Origin of the sequence: Acinetobacter sp. S54 (genome assembly GCF_016624945.1) — a bacterium.
In the GTDB taxonomy this organism is placed as follows: domain Bacteria; phylum Pseudomonadota; class Gammaproteobacteria; order Pseudomonadales; family Moraxellaceae; genus Acinetobacter.
In genome coordinates this window covers 122,408-142,702 of the sequence record NZ_JACVUI010000002.1, presented here as the reverse complement: position 1 = coordinate 142,702, position 20,295 = coordinate 122,408, and the positions used below count along the sequence as shown (strand labels likewise).

The following is a 20,295-nucleotide window of genomic DNA, read 5'->3' as shown; positions in this document are numbered from 1 at the left end:
CTTAACTTTAATTAAATTATAATTTTCAATGCTTTATGATTTATGGTGAAAAACCATTTGATATGTTTTTTCATTAAATTTAAGATCTACTGCAACAAAAGTGCAGCAAGATTTTAGTCATGGCAACATTTCAAAAGCGCAATGGTAGAGTCACCGCTACAGTTCGAATCAAGCATCATCCTGCAAAAAGTAAAACCTTCAATACTAAAAAAGAGGCTAAATCTTGGGCGGATGATCTTGAGCATCAATTAAAGAATGAAAATAATAAAATATATACTCACGTGACACTTGAGCAAGCATTAACTGAATATCGAGATACGGTTTCTACAACCAAGAAAGGTGCAAAACAAGAAAAGGTGAGAATCAATCAACTCTTAAAATTAATGAATGTCGAAATTTCACTGTCAGACATTAACAAAGAATTCTTAAATAGCTTTTTAGACTTTAGGTTAGAAAAGGTGAGTCCTTCCACTGCAAAACGTGATATGCAGCTTCTATCCTCAATTCTTACCTGGTGCGTAGAGAAGAAATTCTGGCTGAATGCATCACCGATGACAAACTTTAAACTTCCTCAGGCGAACCCACATAGAGAACGGGTCATCTATGAACACGAAATTGAGCTTTTACTGAAGCACTTGAGTGGTGAGTTAAAGTATATTTTCATGATTGCGTTAGAGACTGGCATGAGGCTAGGCGAGATCTGCTCACTGGAGTGGGAGCGGATTTACTTGGACAAGCATTATTTGCATCTTAAAACCACCAAAAATGGGAGATCAAGAGAAGTTCCTTTGAGCAAAGTTGCTATTCAAACCTTCAAGCAAATGAACCCAAAGAAATCTGGTTTAATTTTTAATTATCAATCTCAATATGCGAGTTCAGATTTTATGAAGGCTCGTATTGAAGCAGGATTGAACGATTTGACCTTTCACGATACACGGCATACTGCAGCCACTCGTATCGCAAAAAAACTGACATTGCTCGATCTGTGTAAAATGTTTGGGTGGAGTGATCCAAAACGGGCGATGATTTACTACAATCCAACCTCTAGTCAGATTGCAGCATTGCTTTAACGGCTTTAAGTGAGTATTTACCGCGTATATCCTTTAACTTGTGCTTCTTACGCATACCGTTAAATGTATGCCATGTTAGCCCTGGTATGCGCTTAGTAAGCTCTGTAATTGTTAATAGCTCATCGTTCTGATCGGCTAAGGCTTTCTTAACTGCATTTTGACAAACTTGGTCCATTAAATGGACCAGTTCGTCAACCGGCATTGTAATAAATCGAACCTCTGTCATCTTGTTTTCCCCTTGAAAAATTTATTGCGCATAGCAGAAGCGTGTTGAACACCAAAAATACATATTTAAGATCTCATTTTTTCAAAAGACTGCTGTCGAGCGACCTTTTGGTTAGTTAGTAGGGAAACCGATACATCCTTGATGAGTTCATTTCCCTGTAAGATCTGTTGTTTTGCATGGAGAGCCGTAGTTGCTTCTACACGTCCACGTAAGTTGCCTTTGCCGTGAAGCTTGGCCACATACTTGAAGATGTAGGTTTTTAAGCACTCCAACCCTCCAAATCCTTTTTTGCTCTGCATGCCTGTACAATCTGAGGCTCAAAGCGAGTTCCCTTGAAATATTGATAAATTGGTTTTAAAACGGCTTCTTCTTTAGCAAACTGAATATCTTTTAAGGCCTTTTGAAAGTCCTGAGTCAGTTGCTGCGCTGTATTAGATGGGGCATGCTGATTCTGTTGCTGAACCTTAGGCTGCTGGCGTGTTTGCTGATTTTGCTGATGGTGCTGATTTTGAGCAGGCGTCTTTTGCTGTTCATGAAATGCGTCTGTATCAGGATCTTGTGTGTCATCAATCAGAAATAGTCCATTTAAGGCGTATTTACGTGCATAGGAGCTTGACGCACCAAAGGTCTGCGCGACGTCCATGCCTTTCTTGTCGATATCGACACCTGCATGGGCTGTAATCACCGTCTGTCTGCCATCTGCTTCTGTAAAGATAGCTTTAGCGGTAATTACGACTAATGGGCCAACTTGCTGTACTTCATCACTTACAACAAGTGTTGCACCATACTTATGCAGTAAGGGCTTTACTGCTTCCAGAATATCTTCACAGCTACGATAGTGGAAATTACCAAATTTGTTGAATTTGCTTTTAGGTGCTTTTAGCTCAAGCTGGATGAGTTGCAATGTACTAAATGCATTCATTGCAGTTAAGTTCTCTGTATTTACGGCTACATTCATCATCATATTCCTCAAGCGTTGTTGTATTGTTTGTTACGGTAGGCGATACACTGTTCTTTGCTGTAACGGGGCGACTGAGTAGCTACCCGCCGTTTAATAGCACGCTGATAGTTGACTACTTTCTTGATACTAGGCTTAAGCCATTTAACTGTTAATTCATCTTCAGTAATGGAGCGAGGTTCACTGTCTGTCTTGTCTTTCACTAGTATGGTGTGCCAGTCAAATGCTCGTTCAGAACGTCCACCGAAAAATTCATTGTCAAAGTTAGGGGTGTAATTTTCAGACACTCTAACCATATAAATTTTTGGACCAAGACGCAGGGTGTAATAACCATTTGAGTCTTTCCCCATATATTCTTCGAATGGGGTGGTATAGTGTTTCTTTTGCATCACATGCTCCACAATATTGTTTGTTTCGGCTGTTGCGAATTCAGAACTTGAAGCACTACGCTGAGTAGTGTTTCGATTCGGAGAGGTAGGGGTAGGTTTACTGAATCCACACTTTATAAATGGTGTCACAACCCTAGTATTTACATACCTTTCAAGCTGGTGTGCGCCATAACTTGTCGGTTGTATTTTGTACTGTGATTGAGTAAAAAATAAGCACCTTATAATGTAAGAAACTGGCTTAAAGATAATCATGTTTTATCCTCAGCCAAATGATTCTTCTCAATATATGTAGCGATGAGAGTGTTGATATTGCGATGATCATTACGATCTGTGAAGTCACTGTATTCTTGTCCGCCAATTGACGTAATGCGGTCAATTGCCAAGTTGGTGATTTCAATCACTTCATGTTCTGAACCGATAACACCGTAGTTTTCTTTATGCATCTCAAAATCAAAGCTTGTATAGATATAGAAACCATCAAGCTTCATAACCGCTTCACCTGAGCTTTTATTGTTATCGACTTTAATTGCTGAAACACCATATTCAGTAGGTTTAGATAGCGGATAGGTTGTGATTGGTGTAGGTTTTTCAGAAACTAGGGCATATGCGCCTGTTAAACCGAATAGCATTGATGCACCAATTGCTACATGCTTCATTCGAAGCTGAAAGCTTGATCTATTGTGATTCAATGTGTTTTGTTCCATAATGAACTCCATAACACTTGTGTTGTAGATAAGAAGCCCTGTTTTGATGTGAGAGTCGGCAGGGCTTTTTGTTGGCTTTATGGATTTATATTAGCATACTAATATTAGTAGTCAACAGGATTATCAACGAAATATTAGAATACTTATTTTATGGAGTTTGGTTTATGTATTAATAGACAAAAGAAAACCCATCACATGGATGGGCTTTTGAAAAAAAATTAAATGATCTTATTTTTTAGGTTCTTCAACAAACTCTTTAAAATCTGCTTTACGAATCATGGCGTGAATGCCTTTTGTACGGTCCACTACTTGAGAAACTTGGAAATCAGTCGCTGCACTTAAGTATGCGTAAGCAATGGCTTCATCAATACCAAATTCATTCTTTAAGAATGCAATAGCTTCACGAGTTGATTTTTTCATTGCTTCATCAAGATCAGGATCTAGACCGGGAGTAATCCAAAATTCTGCATTTTCAGCTAAAGGTTGTTTAATCTCTTTACCTGGTATTTTATCGCGTCCAGATTTGAGTAGTGTGATTTTTAAAGTAGCTCGTGCAGATCCTTCCAGTGCGGTTAATGCAACTTCACCATCTCCCTGAACAAAATGACTATCTCCAGTGTAGAACATAGCTCCTGGAACTTGAACAGGGTAATAGGCCGTGGCACCAGCACCTAACTCATTAATATCAATGTTACCTCCAAAGAAAGAAGGAGGAACAGAATTAACAGGTTCGCTAGTATTTGCCGCTACACCCATCGTACCCATAAATGGATAGAGTGGAAAACGTATAGATTTTCCAGAATCAGTTTTCATAACACCTTCATACTCTCCTTTAGCATTCTTCTCGATAGGAGTGAATATAGAGACATTGCCAAATGAAGCTGGATCTTTTACAGAGGGATTTGGGCTAGCTGGAGTTTTAGGAAATTCACCTACTAAGGTGCCTTTGCCATGACGATTTGAAATTACACCATAAGGAACACGGGGCTCAACTTTGATGATCTCAACCTTTAAAACATCGCCTGGCATTGCACCTTCAATAGCCACAGGGCCAGTAATAATATGAGGACCATCTTTAAAGAAATCATGTTTTAAATCAGATTTCGTTATCATTTTAGCTTCTTCTAAAATGTATTCTGATTTGACACCTTTAGAGTTAAAGTATTTTTCAGCGTCACGCCCCTGATCTTCAAGTAATCCTTCATGTGAAACCGTATCAAATGTAATAGTGCTTCCTGATGGAACAGTTAGGACTGATTTTGTATCTTTATTTGGCAAATATCCCCATTTGATGGTCGACAGAGTAGAAGGTACATAATAATTACCAGAATATGGTCCACTTTTAAGCAAGGTCGGTTTATCAGAGATTTGCTTTAATACTGTAAAATCGTCCGCATATGCTGAACCGAATGCAGAGCACCCCATGACAAGTATTGATAAAAGTGACTTTTTCAAAATAACCGCTCCATTTTAAGCAAAATTTAAGGAAAGTGTTATTTTGAGAAGCAAGATAAGTGCCAAGTATACAAAACCCGCACGAGGCGGGTTTAGACTTGAAAATAATTATTTGATATCAGAAAGTGATTCTAAAATATATTTGGGTCTGCTGTTGCCCACACGAATGACGGTAAAAGTTACTTTAGCAGTTTTTTTGTACCATTCAGTATTGAGCTTTTCAGGGTTTTCTATATCTTTACTTATTTTACCTCTAATGACCTCTCCTTCGAGATCTGTCTTAAACTCAAAATTTCTTGCAGAGGGCAAAGCTCCTTGGAAATACCCTTTGAATGTTAATTTTTCTTCATGCATATTTTGATCGTCAAGACGATTGATTGCGTATTCAAGTTGATTATTATCACTAAATTTGAAAAATTTATTATCAAATTCTAATCCACACTTCGCATTTTGCTCATCAAGAAATGCAAGAAAATCATGAATTTTATGAACAGCTCGTGGATGAATTTCTTCAATTAGGTCATTGAGATCATCATCAGTTCCAGTAGCTGCAACCTCAAATAATTTCCTAATTTCGTCTACAGCCTTTTCAACAATAGATTGTTCTGGGCATAAATCAAATGCATCAGGTCGCGGTAGTTCGAATTCAAAACCAAAAGAACCAATAGCTGTTCCAGTAATCATTAATTGATTAGTATGACTATCGGGTATTGGACCCATAAAATTTAGATTTCCCGATAATCCAGCGGAAACAGTAGCAACAGCTTCTGAAAAAAATTTCGTCGCTTTTGCAGCAAAATTTGCAGAAATAGCCTCACTACCGACAACTGGTGAACCCCTAAATGTTAATTGGGCTTTCTTCCTTAGGTGATAAGGGTTAACCTGCAAAAGTGCATTTTTAGCACTATCTAAACGGTTTTGAAGACTAATGCGGTCAAATATATTTGCTTCTGGGATTCCTTTTATTAGCTCTTCTAATGTTGAAATCTCAGAAGTTAAATTATTGAATTCAGAAATATTCATACTAACTCCTTTTCAATTTCGGTTAATAGAAAAAAAGCTGCACTATCTTCATTTGGAGATAATGGAACCTGTAAAAAGCCTTTCCACATGTTATCACTTTTCCTATGTGACCACATGCTGTACCAATAACTTAGCATTTTAGCGGTGTAATCCACAAACTCACTTCCAAGTTGCATGCCATATGCATCGACCTGAAACAAAGGTTTGGTATATTTAGTGTCTATTAGTTTACTAAATTCTTGAATAAATTCTGATGTAATTTCATTGTTTGGAAATTCGGGCAAGTAAAAAAAAGTAACAACATCCATATCATTTGGATCTCGATTCTCTATCATCTCAACATTTTGACAAAAACTCCCATCTATCCATTGGAATCCCCTTGTCACATGTTGTTGGTATATCTCATATCTATACTCTAAGAAGCCTTTTAAGATACTTATTCTTTTATTGGATGTAGCAAAATGCGAAATAATCTCTATGATATCGACAACATAGGGGGACCTATCGTTTGAGTGTCCTAGTTCACCTGGCCTAATAGGTGGAATTACTCCACTAGAATTAAATTTAGGAATCAAAATCATAGCCCCTTATTTTTCATCACTCTTCCTAATACGTTTTGGATTTAATCTATAACTCGATGTCAAATTGAGACGGATTAAAAGTTTATTCACACTGAATATTTTCTTTAGCTTTGTAAAAATCCAATGCTGATTTCAAATCATTTAGCAGCTTAGCTTCGGTATAGTGATTATTTTCACTTTTAAGCAGAGCTGGCATGTAGTTCTTCTTATATTCAGCAGGGTAGTCTTTGCAAAGTATTTGAGTTTTTTCCTCACGTGACGTATTCGTGTTATCTAATTTATCCAAGTAAGAACTGATGATAGCATCAGATTTTTCAAATTGTTTAGATACAATACCATCGACCTTAACACCTTGATCATCTTGTGGTTTTTGACAACCCGCAAGAGTGATCATTATTGCCAGTATTATTTTTATCTTCATTTCAGTTTTCATCAATAATAATATGATCTTAAATTATTTTTATCCATTTAAAGAATTTAGGTCATCACTTCTCAGAATATTTTCCTAAAAACTCGTCTATCCAGCCTTGAGCTACATCCAGATTGGTTATGTCAGTCAGTTTTAGAGTAGTCTCTTCAGCTTCATTGAAACCTTCAATGATTGCCTCAAAGATATTTGCCTCACTTATGATTTCACGAGCCATTTCCGCGGGGTCATAGCTTTGCTTGGCTTTCTTAAATCCTGTTATTTGCTTATCAATTCCGTCGCCAATTTTACCTAGTGCAAGTTTAAATTCTTGGCGATTAATCGTTAGTGCAGTTTTTGATTTATTAAGTGTTGCGATCATTATTTTCTCGTTCTCTAAATGGTTTAAAGTACTTGGCATTCCATCACATTGATTTCTTAATACTTAAAAACTCTATTGTGAGCCACAACCACACCAATTATTGAAATTTCTATCTGTGTAGAGTTAAGTGTAGGAAAGTCAGGGTTTAATGGTACGAGTTCAATTACATCTACACCAAACTCATTAACACCTATCACTCTATATTTCTTAAATGTTGTTCTGGCAACACCGTGCTGGATTTCTTGTGCAATTACCAATGAACCCGGTTTAGGCTCTAAAGAACCGTCAACTACCAATTCATCACCTGGCACAAACTCTGGAGCCATGCTTAAGCCTTCCACTTTTAGAGAGAATACACACTCAGGTCGTGCTCCCTCGTAAGTAGTCCAGCTTGTTCCCAAAGGATTTAGACCGTCATATCCAACTTCGTGAAATAACCCAGCTTGAACATAATCAAGCAAAGGGATTTGTCTTAATGGGGAATTAATGAAAGAAACATTACTTTCAAACTTATCATTATCTAATTTAGATGAATTTGGCAATTCGCCAGTTTGCAGCCAATAAGCATCTACATTCAGAAACCTGGCAATTGACGGTAGGTGAGATGATGAAGAAACCAATCCATTCTCCAATTGACTTAAAGCTGATTGAGTAATTCCAATCGCCTCAACTACATCCTTTTGAGATTTGCCTGCTTTTTTTCTCGCTTCTTTAAGTCTAGCGCCAATCATATCTAAAACCTCAAAAACCAAAACTAAGGATATTAGACACCTAATATTTTATCAAATTAGAATACTTATTGACTATATATTAGAATGCTAATAATATTAATTAAATTACTTATATCTGTGAGATGGCTATGCAAACCATTTACCAAAATCTTGTGGAGTATTTTGGCGGACAAGATGCTGCCGCAAAAGCTCTAAATGTTAGTCAATCAAATATTAGCGGCTATACATCTGGTCGCTGGAATATGTCTGCAAAAGTAGCAATACGTGCAGAGAAAGCCACTGAAGGAAAATTTAAAGCTTTTGATTTATGTCCAGCTTTAAAAGAATTCCAGTCACTAAGTGCATAGGTAACTTCATGAGCAAAGTATTACCTGAGCTATCAGAAATAGCCCGCAATAATGCATCGTTAATATTGCGACACATTAATGCAAGTAATCAAAGCAAGGTTGCGGAGCAGGTTGGAGTTGATGCTAGTACTCTATCGCGACTTAAAAATGATAAGAAAACCAGTGGCTTGACAGAGCTTGAATTTATTGGAGTTTTATTGAGTGCTATTGGGTTAAAAGTTGTGCCTGAAAGTGATGTGTATTGTTCGCCTGAAATTGCCGAAGCAACCAGAGTTTATCTAGCACATGCATTCACATCACCAGAATATATTCGAATTTTATTTAAATAATAAAAAACCACTATCTGCGCGAACAGTAGTGGTTGGCATTCATAAACTTACAAAGGTAATGAACATGACAAATTTAACAGATCAGCAACTTGAAGACAATCGGGAATTTTTAGTGGGTGATGTGGTGGTGATTAAGGACCACGTATTAGGGCCCTATTTAAGTGATTCAATTTTTCACATCATCGAATACAAAGAAGATTTCTTAGGAGGTCATGTGCAAATGCAAGACTCTTCAGGAAAAATTTGGACTTCTGGGTGTCAACATCCTCGACTTGCAGAACCAATTGAAATCAAATTTTGTCGCCGTTTGACTGAGGCTGAAATCGCTTTAACGGAGGTGCCATGAATACACTTCCAGAACATAAACATATTCAGGTCATTCAGTCATGGTATGAACCCGCGTTACGAACTCTGTCTAAGATTCTGGCCAAAAAAGAAGAAAACCTTAGAAAAATTAATCGTGATATTAAGAATGCCGCCGTTAGTCGTGATGAATATGTTGAGGCTTTGCTAAAAGATCATCGTACTTTGTACCACTCCCACGCGAGTGAAATTATCTCGAGTTTATATCGTGCAGGAAAAATCCGTTACTTGGGTAAATTTATTCAGATGAATGTAAGGGATGGTGCAGCATGACATCTATAGCTCACCCAATTATCCGTTATCACGGTGGTAAATTCTGCATCGTTGATTGGATTATTTCAAAATTTCCTGATTTAGGGCTGGACCATATCGAACCAGAATTCAAAGGTGGTGATTCAAGTTCTGAAAATTTACAGACTATGTGTAGATCCTGCAATTTAGCCAAAGGTGCGAAATACGATGGTGTTGATCGGAGGGATTTATGAGCTTAGATGCCACAAACTGGGCTTGGAGAAAGCGCCAGGTTCAAAAGAAAGGTGGTTCATTAAAACCCCTTAAAAAATTGGTTCTCCTTTCTCTTGCAGATCGTGCAGGCGAAGACCACTGCGCTTATCCAAGTATTGCACGTTTGGTGGAAGATACCGAGATGGAGCGCAAGACAGTTCTCAAAATTATTAATGAGCTAATTGAAGATGGTTTAATTGTCGATACAGGTGAGCGTAAAGGACGTACCAAGCAGGTTAAAGTCTATCAATTAGTCGGTGTAAATGGACGTGAAACAGTGCCAATAACGGTACTGTTAGATAGTGAAAAAGAGGATTTAAACAGTACCAATATTGGGACTCTTTTAGATATCAAAGAGTCCCAACAATGGAACAGTTCCAACAACGGAACAGTTCCAACAATTCCGTTAAAGAGTCCCAACAATTCCGTTAAAGAGTCCCAACAACGGGACACGGAATCTTTTAAAGAATCTTTTAATGAATCTAAAAATAAAAATACTTGGCTTTGCTTAAAAAAACTTCGTGAAGAAATTGCACAAGCTAATCCTGATTTAAATCCAATGGATCTGTTTCAATCCTCTTGGTTTGAACGAGAGAAAAATGCATTTGAGCGATTCAACGAATCAAAACAGCTTTGTGATGATCTTATGGTTTATCACTTTGCTGATTGGTTACTCAACGCCAAAGGCAAATACCAACCACGAGAGCATGTTCAAAGGGCAAATTATGTTGGACAGGCTCAACATTCATCATCGGCAGCGCATCTTACCGAAAAACAGATTTCAGCGTTTTCGCTCAAGTTAGCGCACCATCCCGAGTTCGCAGGTTTCTTTGCTCGGGCGGGTGAGAGTTATGAGCAACTCGCTGCACGTATCGCCGTAAAACTTTCTGATCCTTCACAAGCAAAAAAATGGGAATCGTATCTCACCCAAGTTGGATTTAATGGCTCATTGAGGGGTGTTGCATGAAAAATTTAAAAGTGGGTTCAAGAGTCAAAGTTGATTTCATAAGCGAATCAAAAACGATCTATTCAGGCAAACGCTTTATAGGTTCCGGTGTTGTTGATCGTGTTGAAGATGGGCGAGTTTATGGTCGTTTATATGATGGTCGGCCGTTTATATGATGGTCGGCCGTTTATGTGCTTTCCTGAAGATGTTGAGGTGATCGAAGAGCAAGGGGGACAAAATGAGAAATAAATCCCATATTGACCGCTTCGATACATACTTGCAAATCATTAGTTTTGCTATCGAAAACAAAAGACGAATTTCTTCAAGTGATTTGATTCAAGAGATGGGTTTGACGCTGAGATCAGCACAACGCTACTTAAGCGACTTGGTCAAGGCAGATTGGCTGCTTACTGATTATTCATCACCAAGGGGATATATGCCGTCAGACAAGGCTAAGAAAATATTTAAGGTGGAAGTATGAAGAATCTTTTTTTAGTTGGCGATAAAGTCCAGCATGACGTTGAACATTGGAAGCAAGCAACAAGCACATTGACAGTGACACACATTAAAAATCTTGTGGTGGCTGCAGTTGATGACAGTGGGCAAAAGTTTGTTGGAAATTATGGCTGCTTTACTTTGATCAAACGAGGTGAGTCTAAGTGACCTCAATAAGCCTTGCCGAATACCGTACTAAATTTCTAGTAAAGAAAGGTAAGAAACGCCGTTCAGTTAAATGCCAAAGAGTTCAAAGCGAAGGTGAAGTTACATTGGCAAGGCATTTAAAAGCTTTAAAAATAGCGTTTGAACAAGAATACAAGTTTCATCCTGAACGAAATTGGCGGGCTGATTTCTTGATAACAGGGACGAATATTTTGATTGAAGTGGAAGGCGGTATTTGGAGTAACGGACGACATACAAGAGCAAAAGGTTATCTGGGGGATATGGAAAAATACAACGCGGCAGCGGTTTTGGGTTTTAAGGTCCTGCGGTTCAGTACGCAGCAAGTAATAAGCGGTTTGACGATAAAGCAGATTGAAGATTTGGTGAGAGGTGGTTTGTGATGAATGCAGCGGTAACAATAATGCAAGCAACGGATTGGTCCAAATACAGTCTAGAAGAATGGCTTTATCAGTTTGGGGCATGGATGTACTCAAACACTGGAATTTGTGGTAAGAGCATAAATCCGATTGCTGTCGCTATGGATCAGGCAGTAACAAAGCGGAAGAAGTTTAAGCTTGGTGTTAAAAAGAAGCGTCAAATGATTGCATATTACATTTCAAGTGAAGAACAACCTACGGTTAGGCGTAAAGGCTGTGCTTGTGAAATTACAGATAATGAAGCACGTGCTGTACAACGCCTCATCTTGGACATGCAAGGTCAGTCAGAAATATTAGATGAGTGGCTTGATGCTGTTATTGACCGTTATTTTTATGGGAACTCATGGCCTAACATGGTGATTAAGGTCGGGCGTGTAGATAACCCTACAATCTTACGCTCAGAAATGGATGCTCGTTCTGATGTGAAATGTGGTTTAGCGGCGCTTCATAGTCGATATGGATTTATTAAATATAAATAAGCTACTTAACTTGACCCTGTACAGGTAATATGGCATATTTCTGTTATAGTGGACGAAGTTATAGTAATTCACTAAGTATTTAAAAGCTCATCATTCGATGGGCTTTTTTGTTGTCTGCAAAAAGACAACCAATGTATCCGATCTGATTTCGTCACAGATTGAGTTAGCCTCAGAGCCTTAAAATTGGGGTGACACCCCGCCCAATGGAATTGAAAGACACAGGGCGGATCAATAGCTAACTTTGAGAAGTTTATTGTGTTGAGTAGCGGTAGATCAGTTGCCGAGCTGATCAATATCGTAATCTAAGGCAGGGATGTGGCAGATCACCACGTCTTTTTAAATTTTAAAGTTAATATAGTGTATGTCTTCTATGCTATTGTCTTGATTTTAATTTAAGAGTTAATCTCATGAGCAAAGCAAAAACCAATTATAAAATTAAACATATAGCCTCAGGAAAGGTTTTTAATATTTATTCATTTGTTAGTACTGAGCTAACAGGAAGCAGGAATCTTGCTGATCCTTTATTAAGATCATCATCTCAATTTTTTGATGAAAACCACAATAAAATTGATATTGAAAAACTTGACGAGAGTGAAATATCTATAGGTTCTAAAATTTTAGTGGGGATTATCGGTTCAGACAAATTTGAATATGAAGTTATTAGTATTGATTAACACAAATTTAATCTAAAGCCTCCTTCGGGTGGTTTTTTATTGTCAGACATGGCTTACTTTATTTGTGAAAAAATGGTATCTATTTAACAAATTTAAATAAATTAGCCCAATGAAAAGATTCCCAATGCGGCCTATAGTGGTTGTTTCACCTTGGACCACTGAACAAGATATTTTTTTAATCGAAAACAGTGACATGCCCAATGAAAGCCTAGCTTTAAATTTGCCATTCTCCTTAGACGAAATTATTGCACGCAAAAAAGTCCTAGGGCTGATGAGACGCCAAAGACACATGATAAAAGGATTTAGGTGAACTTATTTACAACAATTTACTAAATTACTTTAATTTTCACGTAAAGTGATCATGCAGGAATTAGAACTTAATTTCTGTAATCAGCCTTGATAGCCCATATTGCTAAAACAGTATGGGTTTTTTTATGAAAACTTAATTAACGATGATTCCATAAGATGTACAGAAAAATTAAACCTAGTATTGTTAGCACTATCAATATCGTGGTAATGCTCATGGAGTTGTCTCAATAAGGGATAGAATTAGTTTTTCTAATTAATTCCTATTAAATAGGTTTCTTAACGTTTGGTAAACAATTATCTAGAAAGTTCTGTATGTATTTTTCGATAACAAACCTACAAATGTGACATTATTTGCTATTTTGGATGTAATAGAGAAGTAGTAATAGGGCAATGATTGCCAACAAAACATAAGGTATTTGAATCATCATTTTAAAGTCCTGATCGTTTTTTTATCATTGTACAATTACATCGCTTAAAAAATAATTAGGAAATATTAAGTTAAGTATTAGAAGTATTGAGGTGAGCATGGAATTTAACCAGTTGTTCACAATAAAGTCACATGATCAGATTACAAGTGTTATTGCTTATTTGCAGAGCAACTATTTATGGAAATAGACATATATAAATCCAAAACCAAAAAATTGCCGTTAAAACCCAAACCAAGAACAAAACCACTCCCTAAAGCTAAGCAAAATTATCTCGAAGCTGAAGAAACCCTATTCCAAGAACTAGAAGAAAATCTCATTGGTTATCGCCGTAGATTTAAATTTGAATCAACAAAAAATTGGCGGTTTGATTTCTATATTGTGAAATTGAATCTTCTCATTGAAATCGCGGGTAGCTCTTGGGCGGTGGGTCGCTGTGGCAAAAAGATAGCGAATGCATATAGTAAATATGATTTAGCTGAAGAACTTGGGTATCAACATATTCGTTTTGATCCGTGTAATATCGAATCAGGTTATGTGATTCATTGGATTAAGAGCGAATTAGCGAGATTAGAAAATGGACCAGATCAGACCATTCCCGAAGACTGACTTTATCGATCAAGCTGAAGAAGAGGAAGCAATTCGTATAATCGCTGCACCGGATCTAAAAGAGTGGGTGATTGCCAATTTCTTAACTTTAGGTGGTGAGCTGCACAACCCAGACCATGACCATATCGCTGAACTGCTTCATGACGACGAAACTTTTTTGGCATTTGCTTGGGCATCATCTGCCGCCGTAGCTAAAAAGCGAATGGTATTGGGTCAATGTGAAAAAGTGATGTTTAATCAGGGTGGATGGAAGAAAGCACGACAAGAACAACAGATGCGTGATTGGTTCGGCTTTGTACCTGTTTATCTTATTACAATTGATGCCAGCTTTTGTGAACAAGCGAGTGATCGAGAGTTTTGTGCTCTCATCGAACATGAACTCTATCACATCGGTGTTGAGCGTGACGAAGATGGTGAGCCGCTCTATAGCGACATGACTGGCCTACCAAAGCACTATTTAGCTAGCCATGACGTTGAAGAATTTGTCGGTGTAGTCAAACGCTGGGGCGCAAGTGATAGTGTTAAACGTTTGATCGAAGTCGCAAAACAAGCGCCGTTTGTATCAGAGAAAAATATAGCTGCGTGCTGTGGGACTTGCATTATTAATTGAGCCTCCGGGCTCTTTTTTTTGCCTGTCTTGTACGACGTAGCACGACAAAGGTGAGTTTATGGCAGCACTAAAAGAGCCTGTAAAAATATTTATAGTTCAGTCTCTTGCTTGCTTTGAAACACCTCAACAAGTGGCTGACTCGGTAGAAGAAACCTACAACATTAAAATTGACCGAAAACAGTGCCATAGTTACGACCCAACTAAATATGCAGGGCGCAACTTAAGCAAAAAATTAAAAGATCTTTTTTATGAGACTCGTAAAAAATTTCAAGAAAACATTTTGGATATCCCAATTGCTAATAAGGCATTTCGTTTAAAAGAAATTCAGAATATGTACGAAGATTCTGGGCGCAATAAACGGGCTAAACAGAATTTGCTTAAGCAGGCATTCCAAGAGACAGATGGGCGGGTGATACGTCAAGAAGTTACAGGTGCTAATGGTGGGGCCATAAAGACTGAGTCAGAGCAAAAACAATCTATTCCAACCTACACACCTGAAGATCTTGCGAAACTTACACCTCAAGAACTCTCGCGCTTAGCGATTAATGGAAAGTTATGACATATGCACTGGATGAAATAGCGCCATTAATTAAAGAATGGACGATCAATACACGGTTACCTGAAGTCATTGCGGAGATGACACGCCGTTACTACTACAAGGCAGTGATTGAACAAAATGAACTCAGCATTCAAGCTGAAATGTACAAGTGCAAAAATGATCCAGCTCACTGGTTTGATCACTGGATATGGACCTACGATCCGCGCGGCATGCCGTTTGGGTTGCCCGCTAATTTGCCGTTTGTGCTGCGCCCGAAACAGGTCGAGCTGATCGATTGGCTACTTGAACGTGAAAACACTCAGACACATGGCTTGATTGAAAAATCCCGTGATGAGGGAATGAGCTACGTTGTGCTTGGATTTTATTTGCACCGTTGGTTATTTGTTGATGGCTTTGCAGGTGGTGTAGGTAGCCGTAAAGAAGAACTAGTGGATAAAAAGGGTGATCCAAAAACCTTATTACACAAGTTCCGAGATATGTTTAGCAAAATGCCTGACTGGATGAAACCAAAAGGCTTTGTTGAGAAAGTTCATGACAACTACATGCGAATCATTAACCCGGACAATGGTGCAACTATCACGGGTGAGGCTGGCGATAACATTGGTCGTGGTGGACGTACCACAATGTACTTTCTTGACGAATGGGCATTCGTAGAGCGTCAGGAAGCGGTAGACGCTGCTATTTCGCAAAATACAAACGTTCATATCAAAGGATCAACACCTAATGGTATTGGTGATCGATTTCATCAGGATAGATTTAGCGGTCGTTACGCCGTGTTTACTATGCCTTGGCGGGCTAATCCAGATAAGAATTGGACTGTTATATATAACGGTAAGCTCATTAATCCTTGGTACGAAAAACAGTTGGCCACTTTAGATGATGTGGTTTTAGCGCAAGAAGTGGACATTAACTATGCTGCGTCGGTTGAGGGTGTATTGATTCCTAGTACATGGATTCAAGCTGCTCTTGATGCACATATCAAACTTGGCATTGAAGCCACAGGTGATCGTATTGGTGGGCTTGATGTTGCGGATGAGGGTAAAGATAAAAACTCACTCGCATGGCGTCACGGTATCGTGCTTAAACGGCTTGATACATGGTCAGGCAAAGGTGATGACATCTTTGGCACAACTCAAAAGGCAATGGATATCTCAATTGAGGATTCAATCGATACCCTGTTTTATGATGCTGATGGTTTAGGTGCGGGTGTGCGTGGCGATTCGAGAGTAGTCAACGATCAGCAGCGTGAAAAAGGATTGCCTGAGGTAGATGTACAACCGTTTAGAGGTTCAGGCGCTGTTCATGATCCAGATGGACAGATGGTAGAAAGTCGATTTAACAAAGACTTTTTTGCAAACCTCAAGGCTCAATCGTGGTGGTCCTTACGCCTAAGGTTCCAAGAGACATACCGCGCAATCAATGGGCGTGAGTATGATCCAGATATGCTCATTTCTCTATCTAGTGCAGATATTGATACCAAAGAGTTGGCATTACTTACTACAGAGCTATCACAGCCGACTTATACCAAAAATGGTGTAGGTAAAATCTTAGTCAACAAGCAACCAGACGGCACAGCATCACCGAACCGAGCTGATAGCGTCATGATCTGTTATAACCCGCAAGTTTCAGAGCTGAGTGTCTGGGGCAAGCTTTAATTCGAGAAAAATATGGGATTACTTAAATTTACTGCGGATAGTTTTCAAAACTTCGCGGCTCGGGTTGGCTTGGGCGCAGGAAGTCAACACGATCAGTCAACATACAATCCAAACTATCTAAGCCGTAACCGTGTCAAGCTTGAATCGATGTATCGTTCGAGTTGGGTAGTAGGTCAGGCAGTTGATGTGGTTGCTGATGATATGACACGCGAAGGCATTAATATGCGTGGACTAGAATCGCCTGAAGATGCTGAGGAAATCCAACAAGAGTTAGATCGATTGCAAGTCTGGGATAAGCTAAACAAAACAATTAAGTGGTCTCGTCTCTATGGTGGTGCAATCGCCGTGATGCTCATTGATGGGCAAAACGTCTCAACGCCGTTAAATATTAAAACCGTTGGTAGGGATCAATTCAAAGGTTTATTGGTATTAGACCGCTGGATGGTTACGCCCACACTTCATGATCTGGTTACTGAGTATGGACCATATTATGGGATGCCCAAGTTTTATGATGTGATTACTCATTCAGTAGGCTTGTGTGACCAACGAGTGCATTACTCGCGCATCATTCGTATGGATGGGGTTGAACTTCCATATTGGCAATCCATTGCTGAAAACCTATGGGGTCAATCAGTTATTGAGCGCCTAGAAGATCGTTTAACGATTTTTGATAGTGCAACATTAGGCGCTGGCCAGCTTGTTTATAAGGCTCACTTGCGGACATACAAGGTCAATGGTTTGCGGGCAATTATTGCTAAGGGCGGTCAGCTTTATGATGCATTAGTGAAACAGATCGAACAGATTCGCATGTGGCAGTCCAACGAAGGCATGACACTGATGGATGCAAGCGATACCTTTGAGACGCATCAATATAGCTTTTCTGGACTGGATGATTTACTTATTCAATTTGGACAGCAGATTTCAGGGGCATTGGGTATTCCACTTGTGCGTTTATTCGGCCAGTCCCCTGCGGGCATGAATGCTACAGGTGAGTCGGATCTGTCGAACTACTACGACAATATCAACCAGCAACAAGAAGGTCGTATGCGTACGCCGTTGCAAACGCTGATTGAAGTTGTATCGCTATCTAAGATGGGTAAGGCTTTACCTGATTCATTCAAATTTGACTTTGCTTCACTTTGGCAGATTGATGAAAAGGTTAAGGCTGAGGTGGCAAATACGATTGTTCAGGCTGTCTCAACTGCCGAGGAAAACGGTTTAATTAGCCGTAGTACTGCCCTTAAAGAACTGCGTCAATCATCTGAAGTTACGGGCGTGTTTTCGCATATCACCGATGAGGAAATTGAAAATGCGGACGATGATCCACCGCCACCCCGGAGCAAGTTAGAAGATGAAGAACCAAATCAACCGACTGACACCGCACCGGGCGCGGAAAATGGAGATAAGGTACAGTCAGCAGCTTAGAAAAATTGCTGGCTATATCGATACAATCGTTAAGGGCTTTGATGTAAATAACCCTCAAACCTATCCTTTGATTGTTGCCGCATTGAATGAGTACAGCAACACGCTAGAGCACTGGGCCAAGAATGCAGCTGGTCGTATCATCACTGACGTTTCATTGCGTGATGAGAAAACATGGCTCATTTACGCGCAAGACTTGTCACGTGGTGTGAAAGATCAGATTCGTAATACTGATGTCGGTGCGGTATATCAGCAGCTCTTACATGAGCAAGTACGATTGATTAAGTCATTGCCTTTAGATGCAGCACAACGTATTCAGGATCTATCGACGCGGGCGCTCATCGAGGGCAGCCGAGCGAGCGAAATCTCAAGCATGATCATGGCAAGTGGGCATGTGGCAAAGTCTAGAGCCAACACTATTGCGCGTACCGAGATTAGCCGAGCACAGAGCATTTTTACTCAAGCCAGAGCTGAGAATCTAGGTTCTGAGGGTTATATTTGGCGTACCAGTGAAGATGAGGATGTGCGAAAGAGACACGAGGAATTAAACGGAAAATTTATCTACTGGGATGAACCACCTATCGTGGACCTTAAATCTGGTCGCCGTGCTCATGCCGGGTGTGATATTAATTGTAGATGTTATCCCGAACCTGTTATTCCTGATGATTACTAGCCACCGAAAGGTGGTTTTTTTACGCCTAAACATAGGTGATGTATGGCAAAGAAAAAAACCAAAGATCGAAAAACAGTAGATCGTTCAAATATTTTTACCACTGGATTGATTGGTCGCACACGGGAAACCACACCTGAAGGCTACTTACTTTGTCGTGATGTTCGCCTTGCGCGTATAGGTGATCTTACTTATGCCGATGGTGAGGTACCCGTTGCCGCGGACATGACAGGGCAAATCACAATTTCACGTGGTGAAGATGTTTTATTTAATCCTCTAACGATAGCGAGTTGTGAAGGTAAGCCGATTACAGATGATCATCCTGAAGATTGGGTTACACCAAAAAACTGGAAAAATCTATCTAAGGGTACTGTACACAACGTTCATCGCGGTGAGGGTGAAGATTCTGAATTCATGATGGGTGATTTATTGGTAATGGATGAAGACGCCATTACAGCCGTCATGGGTGGGAAGGTAGAAATCTCTCTTGGTTACGATGCTGACTATATTGAAGTCGGCAAGGGCAAAGGGTTACAGAGCAATATTCGGATCAACCATATTGCATTAGTTGATAAAGGGCGTTGCGGTTCCCGCTGCTCGATAGGAGATAGTCTTATGTCTGACAAGACAAAAAAGAAAAAGGTTAGCTTTGCTGATCGTATTCGTAATTTGGTCAAAACCAAAGACGCTGAAGAAGCTGAGAAATTAGCCAAGGCGGTTGAAGATGAAGCACCAGATATTAAAACTGAGGATGATGATCCAGAGGATGAGCCAACCAAAACTGGTGATGCTGCGTTTCAGGCAGAAATGCGTAGTTTCATGAAAACCATGGATAAACGTATGTCTGCAATTGAAAAGAAAAAAACCAAAGACTCGGATGATCCTGAAAAGGAAACAGAAGACGATGATCCTGATGATGAGCCAACAAAGGACAATGGAGATCTAACAACTCCAAACCCAGCAAAAAAACTGAATGAATCTGGCACTCAAACGTATACGGGTGATTCACTTAAAGAAGTGATGTCACGTGCAGAAATCCTTTCCCCAGGTTATCGTCTACCAACGTTTGATAGCGTAAACAACGGCAAAGCCGTACTGAATGCTAAACGTGCTGTATTAAAGCAGGCCCATGCAACTGAAGACGGACAAAAAGCCATTTCGCCGTTTGTGGGTACTAACCCTGACTTTGACAAGTTACCCGCGCATACGATTGATGCTGCATTCGCTGGTGCTTCTGAACTCATCAAGCAGCAAAACAATATGAAAGGTGTTCGCTCTGGAATCTCTACCAAAGACTTTGGTAAGGCATCTCCATCACCAGCGGACATTAACGCTAAAAACCGTGCATTCTATGCAAACAAAGGATAAAACA

30 protein-coding genes and 1 pseudogene are annotated in these 20,295 nt (G+C 39.4%); 21 read left to right on the top strand and 10 right to left on the bottom strand.

Annotation, left to right across the window (positions count from 1 at the left end):
• Nucleotides 1-119: 119 nt before the first annotated feature.
• A complete protein-coding gene (locus IAE20_RS03640) occupies nucleotides 120-1,070 on the top strand; it encodes a tyrosine-type recombinase/integrase (protein WP_200481156.1) in 951 nt (316 codons plus the stop codon).
• Here IAE20_RS03640 and IAE20_RS03635 read toward each other — a convergent pair.
• From IAE20_RS03635 to IAE20_RS03590, 10 genes are all read right to left on the bottom strand, one after another.
• Nucleotides 1,045-1,296: a hypothetical protein gene (locus tag IAE20_RS03635; RefSeq protein WP_200459518.1), complete on the bottom strand. Its 252-nt coding sequence runs from the start codon at nucleotides 1,294-1,296 to the stop codon at nucleotides 1,045-1,047. The genes IAE20_RS03640 and IAE20_RS03635 overlap by 26 nt on opposite strands.
• Nucleotides 1,297-1,555: 259 nt before the next feature.
• Entirely contained in the window at nucleotides 1,556-2,254 is a 699-nt protein-coding gene (locus tag IAE20_RS03630) for an ERF family protein (RefSeq protein ID WP_200481155.1), read from the bottom strand.
• 11 nt (nucleotides 2,255-2,265) lie between these two features.
• Complete coding sequence (locus IAE20_RS03625; RefSeq protein WP_200481154.1) at nucleotides 2,266-2,643, bottom strand: hypothetical protein; 378 nt, start codon at nucleotides 2,641-2,643, stop codon at nucleotides 2,266-2,268.
• A gap of 248 nt (nucleotides 2,644-2,891) precedes the next feature.
• Entirely contained in the window at nucleotides 2,892-3,347 is a 456-nt protein-coding gene (locus IAE20_RS03620) for a hypothetical protein (RefSeq protein WP_200481153.1), read from the bottom strand.
• Nucleotides 3,348-3,575: 228 nt separating this feature from the next.
• Nucleotides 3,576-4,772 carry an acetamidase/formamidase family protein gene (locus tag IAE20_RS03615; RefSeq protein ID WP_200481426.1) on the bottom strand — a complete coding sequence of 399 codons (1,197 nt, stop codon included), beginning with the start codon at nucleotides 4,770-4,772 and terminating at the stop codon, nucleotides 3,576-3,578.
• 138 nt (nucleotides 4,773-4,910) lie between these two features.
• Nucleotides 4,911-5,825 carry a hypothetical protein gene (locus tag IAE20_RS03610; protein ID WP_200481152.1) on the bottom strand — a complete coding sequence of 305 codons (915 nt, stop codon included), beginning with the start codon at nucleotides 5,823-5,825 and terminating at the stop codon, nucleotides 4,911-4,913.
• Nucleotides 5,822-6,406: a DUF6932 family protein gene (locus IAE20_RS03605; protein ID WP_200481151.1), complete on the bottom strand. Its 585-nt coding sequence runs from the start codon at nucleotides 6,404-6,406 to the stop codon at nucleotides 5,822-5,824. The genes IAE20_RS03610 and IAE20_RS03605 overlap by 4 nt, the downstream gene beginning before the upstream one ends.
• An 82-nt stretch (nucleotides 6,407-6,488) precedes the next feature.
• Nucleotides 6,489-6,827 (bottom strand): hypothetical protein, encoded by a 339-nt coding sequence (locus IAE20_RS03600; protein WP_200481150.1) that lies wholly within the window; start codon nucleotides 6,825-6,827, stop codon nucleotides 6,489-6,491.
• A 64-nt stretch (nucleotides 6,828-6,891) separates the two neighbouring features.
• On the bottom strand, nucleotides 6,892-7,194 hold the full coding sequence (locus IAE20_RS03595; protein WP_200481149.1) for a hypothetical protein: 303 nt from the start codon (nucleotides 7,192-7,194) through the stop codon (nucleotides 6,892-6,894).
• A gap of 56 nt (nucleotides 7,195-7,250) precedes the next feature.
• Nucleotides 7,251-7,925, bottom strand: a complete 675-nt coding sequence (locus IAE20_RS03590) for a LexA family protein (RefSeq protein ID WP_200481148.1) — start codon at nucleotides 7,923-7,925, stop codon at nucleotides 7,251-7,253.
• A gap of 128 nt (nucleotides 7,926-8,053) precedes the next feature.
• Here IAE20_RS03590 and IAE20_RS03585 point away from each other — a divergent pair, with 128 nt between their 5' ends.
• The 20 genes and pseudogenes from IAE20_RS03585 to IAE20_RS03495 all read left to right on the top strand — a co-directional run bounded on the left by IAE20_RS03585 (nucleotide 8,054) and on the right by IAE20_RS03495 (nucleotide 20,291).
• Entirely contained in the window at nucleotides 8,054-8,272 is a 219-nt protein-coding gene (locus tag IAE20_RS03585; protein WP_200481147.1) for a YdaS family helix-turn-helix protein, read from the top strand.
• An 8-nt stretch (nucleotides 8,273-8,280) separates the two neighbouring features.
• The gene (locus IAE20_RS03580) at nucleotides 8,281-8,601 is read left to right on the top strand and encodes a CII family transcriptional regulator (protein WP_200481146.1); all 321 of its coding nucleotides are present in this window, start codon (nucleotides 8,281-8,283) and stop codon (nucleotides 8,599-8,601) included.
• A gap of 64 nt (nucleotides 8,602-8,665) precedes the next feature.
• Nucleotides 8,666-8,947, top strand: coding sequence for a hypothetical protein (locus IAE20_RS03575; protein ID WP_227610754.1), 282 nt, complete (start codon nucleotides 8,666-8,668; stop codon nucleotides 8,945-8,947).
• Nucleotides 8,944-9,237 carry a hypothetical protein gene (locus tag IAE20_RS03570; protein ID WP_200481144.1) on the top strand — a complete coding sequence of 98 codons (294 nt, stop codon included), beginning with the start codon at nucleotides 8,944-8,946 and terminating at the stop codon, nucleotides 9,235-9,237. The genes IAE20_RS03575 and IAE20_RS03570 overlap by 4 nt, the downstream gene beginning before the upstream one ends.
• Entirely contained in the window at nucleotides 9,234-9,449 is a 216-nt protein-coding gene (locus IAE20_RS03565) for an HNH endonuclease (RefSeq protein WP_200481143.1), read from the top strand. Before IAE20_RS03570 ends, IAE20_RS03565 begins: the two co-directional genes overlap by 4 nt.
• Nucleotides 9,446-10,435: pseudogene (locus IAE20_RS03560) on the top strand (helix-turn-helix domain-containing protein). The gene IAE20_RS03565 and the pseudogene IAE20_RS03560 overlap by 4 nt, the downstream one beginning before the upstream one ends.
• A gap of 99 nt (nucleotides 10,436-10,534) precedes the next feature.
• Nucleotides 10,535-10,663 carry a hypothetical protein gene (locus tag IAE20_RS16850; RefSeq protein WP_265092572.1) on the top strand — a complete coding sequence of 43 codons (129 nt, stop codon included), beginning with the start codon at nucleotides 10,535-10,537 and terminating at the stop codon, nucleotides 10,661-10,663.
• Nucleotides 10,653-10,895, top strand: coding sequence for a hypothetical protein (locus IAE20_RS03550; protein ID WP_200481142.1), 243 nt, complete (start codon nucleotides 10,653-10,655; stop codon nucleotides 10,893-10,895). Before IAE20_RS16850 ends, IAE20_RS03550 begins: the two co-directional genes overlap by 11 nt.
• Entirely contained in the window at nucleotides 10,892-11,077 is a 186-nt protein-coding gene (locus IAE20_RS03545; RefSeq protein ID WP_200481141.1) for a hypothetical protein, read from the top strand. The genes IAE20_RS03550 and IAE20_RS03545 overlap by 4 nt, the downstream gene beginning before the upstream one ends.
• Entirely contained in the window at nucleotides 11,074-11,475 is a 402-nt protein-coding gene (locus IAE20_RS03540) for a DUF559 domain-containing protein (RefSeq protein WP_200481140.1), read from the top strand. The genes IAE20_RS03545 and IAE20_RS03540 overlap by 4 nt, the downstream gene beginning before the upstream one ends.
• Nucleotides 11,475-11,990, top strand: a complete 516-nt coding sequence (locus IAE20_RS03535; RefSeq protein WP_200481139.1) for a hypothetical protein — start codon at nucleotides 11,475-11,477, stop codon at nucleotides 11,988-11,990. Before IAE20_RS03540 ends, IAE20_RS03535 begins: the two co-directional genes overlap by 1 nt.
• A gap of 407 nt (nucleotides 11,991-12,397) precedes the next feature.
• A complete protein-coding gene (locus IAE20_RS03530; RefSeq protein ID WP_200481138.1) occupies nucleotides 12,398-12,664 on the top strand; it encodes a hypothetical protein in 267 nt (88 codons plus the stop codon).
• A gap of 109 nt (nucleotides 12,665-12,773) precedes the next feature.
• Nucleotides 12,774-12,974, top strand: a complete 201-nt coding sequence (locus IAE20_RS16750) for a hypothetical protein (protein ID WP_227610752.1) — start codon at nucleotides 12,774-12,776, stop codon at nucleotides 12,972-12,974.
• 604 nt (nucleotides 12,975-13,578) lie between these two features.
• A complete protein-coding gene (locus IAE20_RS03525) occupies nucleotides 13,579-14,007 on the top strand; it encodes a hypothetical protein (protein WP_200459502.1) in 429 nt (142 codons plus the stop codon).
• Nucleotides 13,976-14,617, top strand: a complete 642-nt coding sequence (locus IAE20_RS03520; RefSeq protein WP_200481137.1) for a putative metallopeptidase — start codon at nucleotides 13,976-13,978, stop codon at nucleotides 14,615-14,617. The genes IAE20_RS03525 and IAE20_RS03520 overlap by 32 nt, the downstream gene beginning before the upstream one ends.
• A gap of 58 nt (nucleotides 14,618-14,675) precedes the next feature.
• A complete protein-coding gene (locus tag IAE20_RS03515) occupies nucleotides 14,676-15,176 on the top strand; it encodes a DUF2280 domain-containing protein (RefSeq protein ID WP_200481136.1) in 501 nt (166 codons plus the stop codon).
• Nucleotides 15,173-16,831 (top strand): terminase, encoded by a 1,659-nt coding sequence (locus IAE20_RS03510; protein ID WP_200481135.1) that lies wholly within the window; start codon nucleotides 15,173-15,175, stop codon nucleotides 16,829-16,831. The genes IAE20_RS03515 and IAE20_RS03510 overlap by 4 nt, the downstream gene beginning before the upstream one ends.
• A 12-nt stretch (nucleotides 16,832-16,843) precedes the next feature.
• On the top strand, nucleotides 16,844-18,256 hold the full coding sequence (locus IAE20_RS03505) for a DUF1073 domain-containing protein (protein ID WP_200481134.1): 1,413 nt from the start codon (nucleotides 16,844-16,846) through the stop codon (nucleotides 18,254-18,256).
• Nucleotides 18,228-18,926 carry a phage minor head protein gene (locus tag IAE20_RS03500; RefSeq protein WP_200481133.1) on the top strand — a complete coding sequence of 233 codons (699 nt, stop codon included), beginning with the start codon at nucleotides 18,228-18,230 and terminating at the stop codon, nucleotides 18,924-18,926. Before IAE20_RS03505 ends, IAE20_RS03500 begins: the two co-directional genes overlap by 29 nt.
• A 42-nt stretch (nucleotides 18,927-18,968) precedes the next feature.
• The gene (locus tag IAE20_RS03495; protein ID WP_200481132.1) at nucleotides 18,969-20,291 is read left to right on the top strand and encodes a DUF2213 domain-containing protein; all 1,323 of its coding nucleotides are present in this window, start codon (nucleotides 18,969-18,971) and stop codon (nucleotides 20,289-20,291) included.
• The last annotated feature ends 4 nt before the right edge of the window (nucleotides 20,292-20,295 follow it).

Coding starts and splice junctions, on each gene's coding strand:
- IAE20_RS03640 (WP_200481156.1), top strand. CDS start 120: ATGGCAACATTTCAAAAGCGCAATGGTAGAGTCACCGCTACAGTTCGA.
- IAE20_RS03635 (WP_200459518.1), bottom strand. CDS start 1,296: ATGACAGAGGTTCGATTTATTACAATGCCGGTTGACGAACTGGTCCAT.
- IAE20_RS03630 (WP_200481155.1), bottom strand. CDS start 2,254: ATGAATGTAGCCGTAAATACAGAGAACTTAACTGCAATGAATGCATTT.
- IAE20_RS03625 (WP_200481154.1), bottom strand. CDS start 2,643: ATGCAAAAGAAACACTATACCACCCCATTCGAAGAATATATGGGGAAA.
- IAE20_RS03620 (WP_200481153.1), bottom strand. CDS start 3,347: ATGGAACAAAACACATTGAATCACAATAGATCAAGCTTTCAGCTTCGA.
- IAE20_RS03615 (WP_200481426.1), bottom strand. CDS start 4,772: ATGGGGTGCTCTGCATTCGGTTCAGCATATGCGGACGATTTTACAGTA.
- IAE20_RS03610 (WP_200481152.1), bottom strand. CDS start 5,825: ATGAATATTTCTGAATTCAATAATTTAACTTCTGAGATTTCAACATTA.
- IAE20_RS03605 (WP_200481151.1), bottom strand. CDS start 6,406: ATGATTTTGATTCCTAAATTTAATTCTAGTGGAGTAATTCCACCTATT.
- IAE20_RS03600 (WP_200481150.1), bottom strand. CDS start 6,827: ATGAAGATAAAAATAATACTGGCAATAATGATCACTCTTGCGGGTTGT.
- IAE20_RS03595 (WP_200481149.1), bottom strand. CDS start 7,194: ATGATCGCAACACTTAATAAATCAAAAACTGCACTAACGATTAATCGC.
- IAE20_RS03590 (WP_200481148.1), bottom strand. CDS start 7,925: ATGATTGGCGCTAGACTTAAAGAAGCGAGAAAAAAAGCAGGCAAATCT.
- IAE20_RS03585 (WP_200481147.1), top strand. CDS start 8,054: ATGCAAACCATTTACCAAAATCTTGTGGAGTATTTTGGCGGACAAGAT.
- IAE20_RS03580 (WP_200481146.1), top strand. CDS start 8,281: ATGAGCAAAGTATTACCTGAGCTATCAGAAATAGCCCGCAATAATGCA.
- IAE20_RS03575 (WP_227610754.1), top strand. CDS start 8,666: ATGACAAATTTAACAGATCAGCAACTTGAAGACAATCGGGAATTTTTA.
- IAE20_RS03570 (WP_200481144.1), top strand. CDS start 8,944: ATGAATACACTTCCAGAACATAAACATATTCAGGTCATTCAGTCATGG.
- IAE20_RS03565 (WP_200481143.1), top strand. CDS start 9,234: ATGACATCTATAGCTCACCCAATTATCCGTTATCACGGTGGTAAATTC.
- IAE20_RS03550 (WP_200481142.1), top strand. CDS start 10,653: ATGAGAAATAAATCCCATATTGACCGCTTCGATACATACTTGCAAATC.
- IAE20_RS03545 (WP_200481141.1), top strand. CDS start 10,892: ATGAAGAATCTTTTTTTAGTTGGCGATAAAGTCCAGCATGACGTTGAA.
- IAE20_RS03535 (WP_200481139.1), top strand. CDS start 11,475: ATGAATGCAGCGGTAACAATAATGCAAGCAACGGATTGGTCCAAATAC.
- IAE20_RS03530 (WP_200481138.1), top strand. CDS start 12,398: ATGAGCAAAGCAAAAACCAATTATAAAATTAAACATATAGCCTCAGGA.
- IAE20_RS16750 (WP_227610752.1), top strand. CDS start 12,774: ATGAAAAGATTCCCAATGCGGCCTATAGTGGTTGTTTCACCTTGGACC.
- IAE20_RS03525 (WP_200459502.1), top strand. CDS start 13,579: ATGGAAATAGACATATATAAATCCAAAACCAAAAAATTGCCGTTAAAA.
- IAE20_RS03520 (WP_200481137.1), top strand. CDS start 13,976: ATGGACCAGATCAGACCATTCCCGAAGACTGACTTTATCGATCAAGCT.
- IAE20_RS03515 (WP_200481136.1), top strand. CDS start 14,676: ATGGCAGCACTAAAAGAGCCTGTAAAAATATTTATAGTTCAGTCTCTT.
- IAE20_RS03510 (WP_200481135.1), top strand. CDS start 15,173: ATGACATATGCACTGGATGAAATAGCGCCATTAATTAAAGAATGGACG.
- IAE20_RS03505 (WP_200481134.1), top strand. CDS start 16,844: ATGGGATTACTTAAATTTACTGCGGATAGTTTTCAAAACTTCGCGGCT.
- IAE20_RS03500 (WP_200481133.1), top strand. CDS start 18,228: ATGGAGATAAGGTACAGTCAGCAGCTTAGAAAAATTGCTGGCTATATC.
- IAE20_RS03495 (WP_200481132.1), top strand. CDS start 18,969: ATGGCAAAGAAAAAAACCAAAGATCGAAAAACAGTAGATCGTTCAAAT.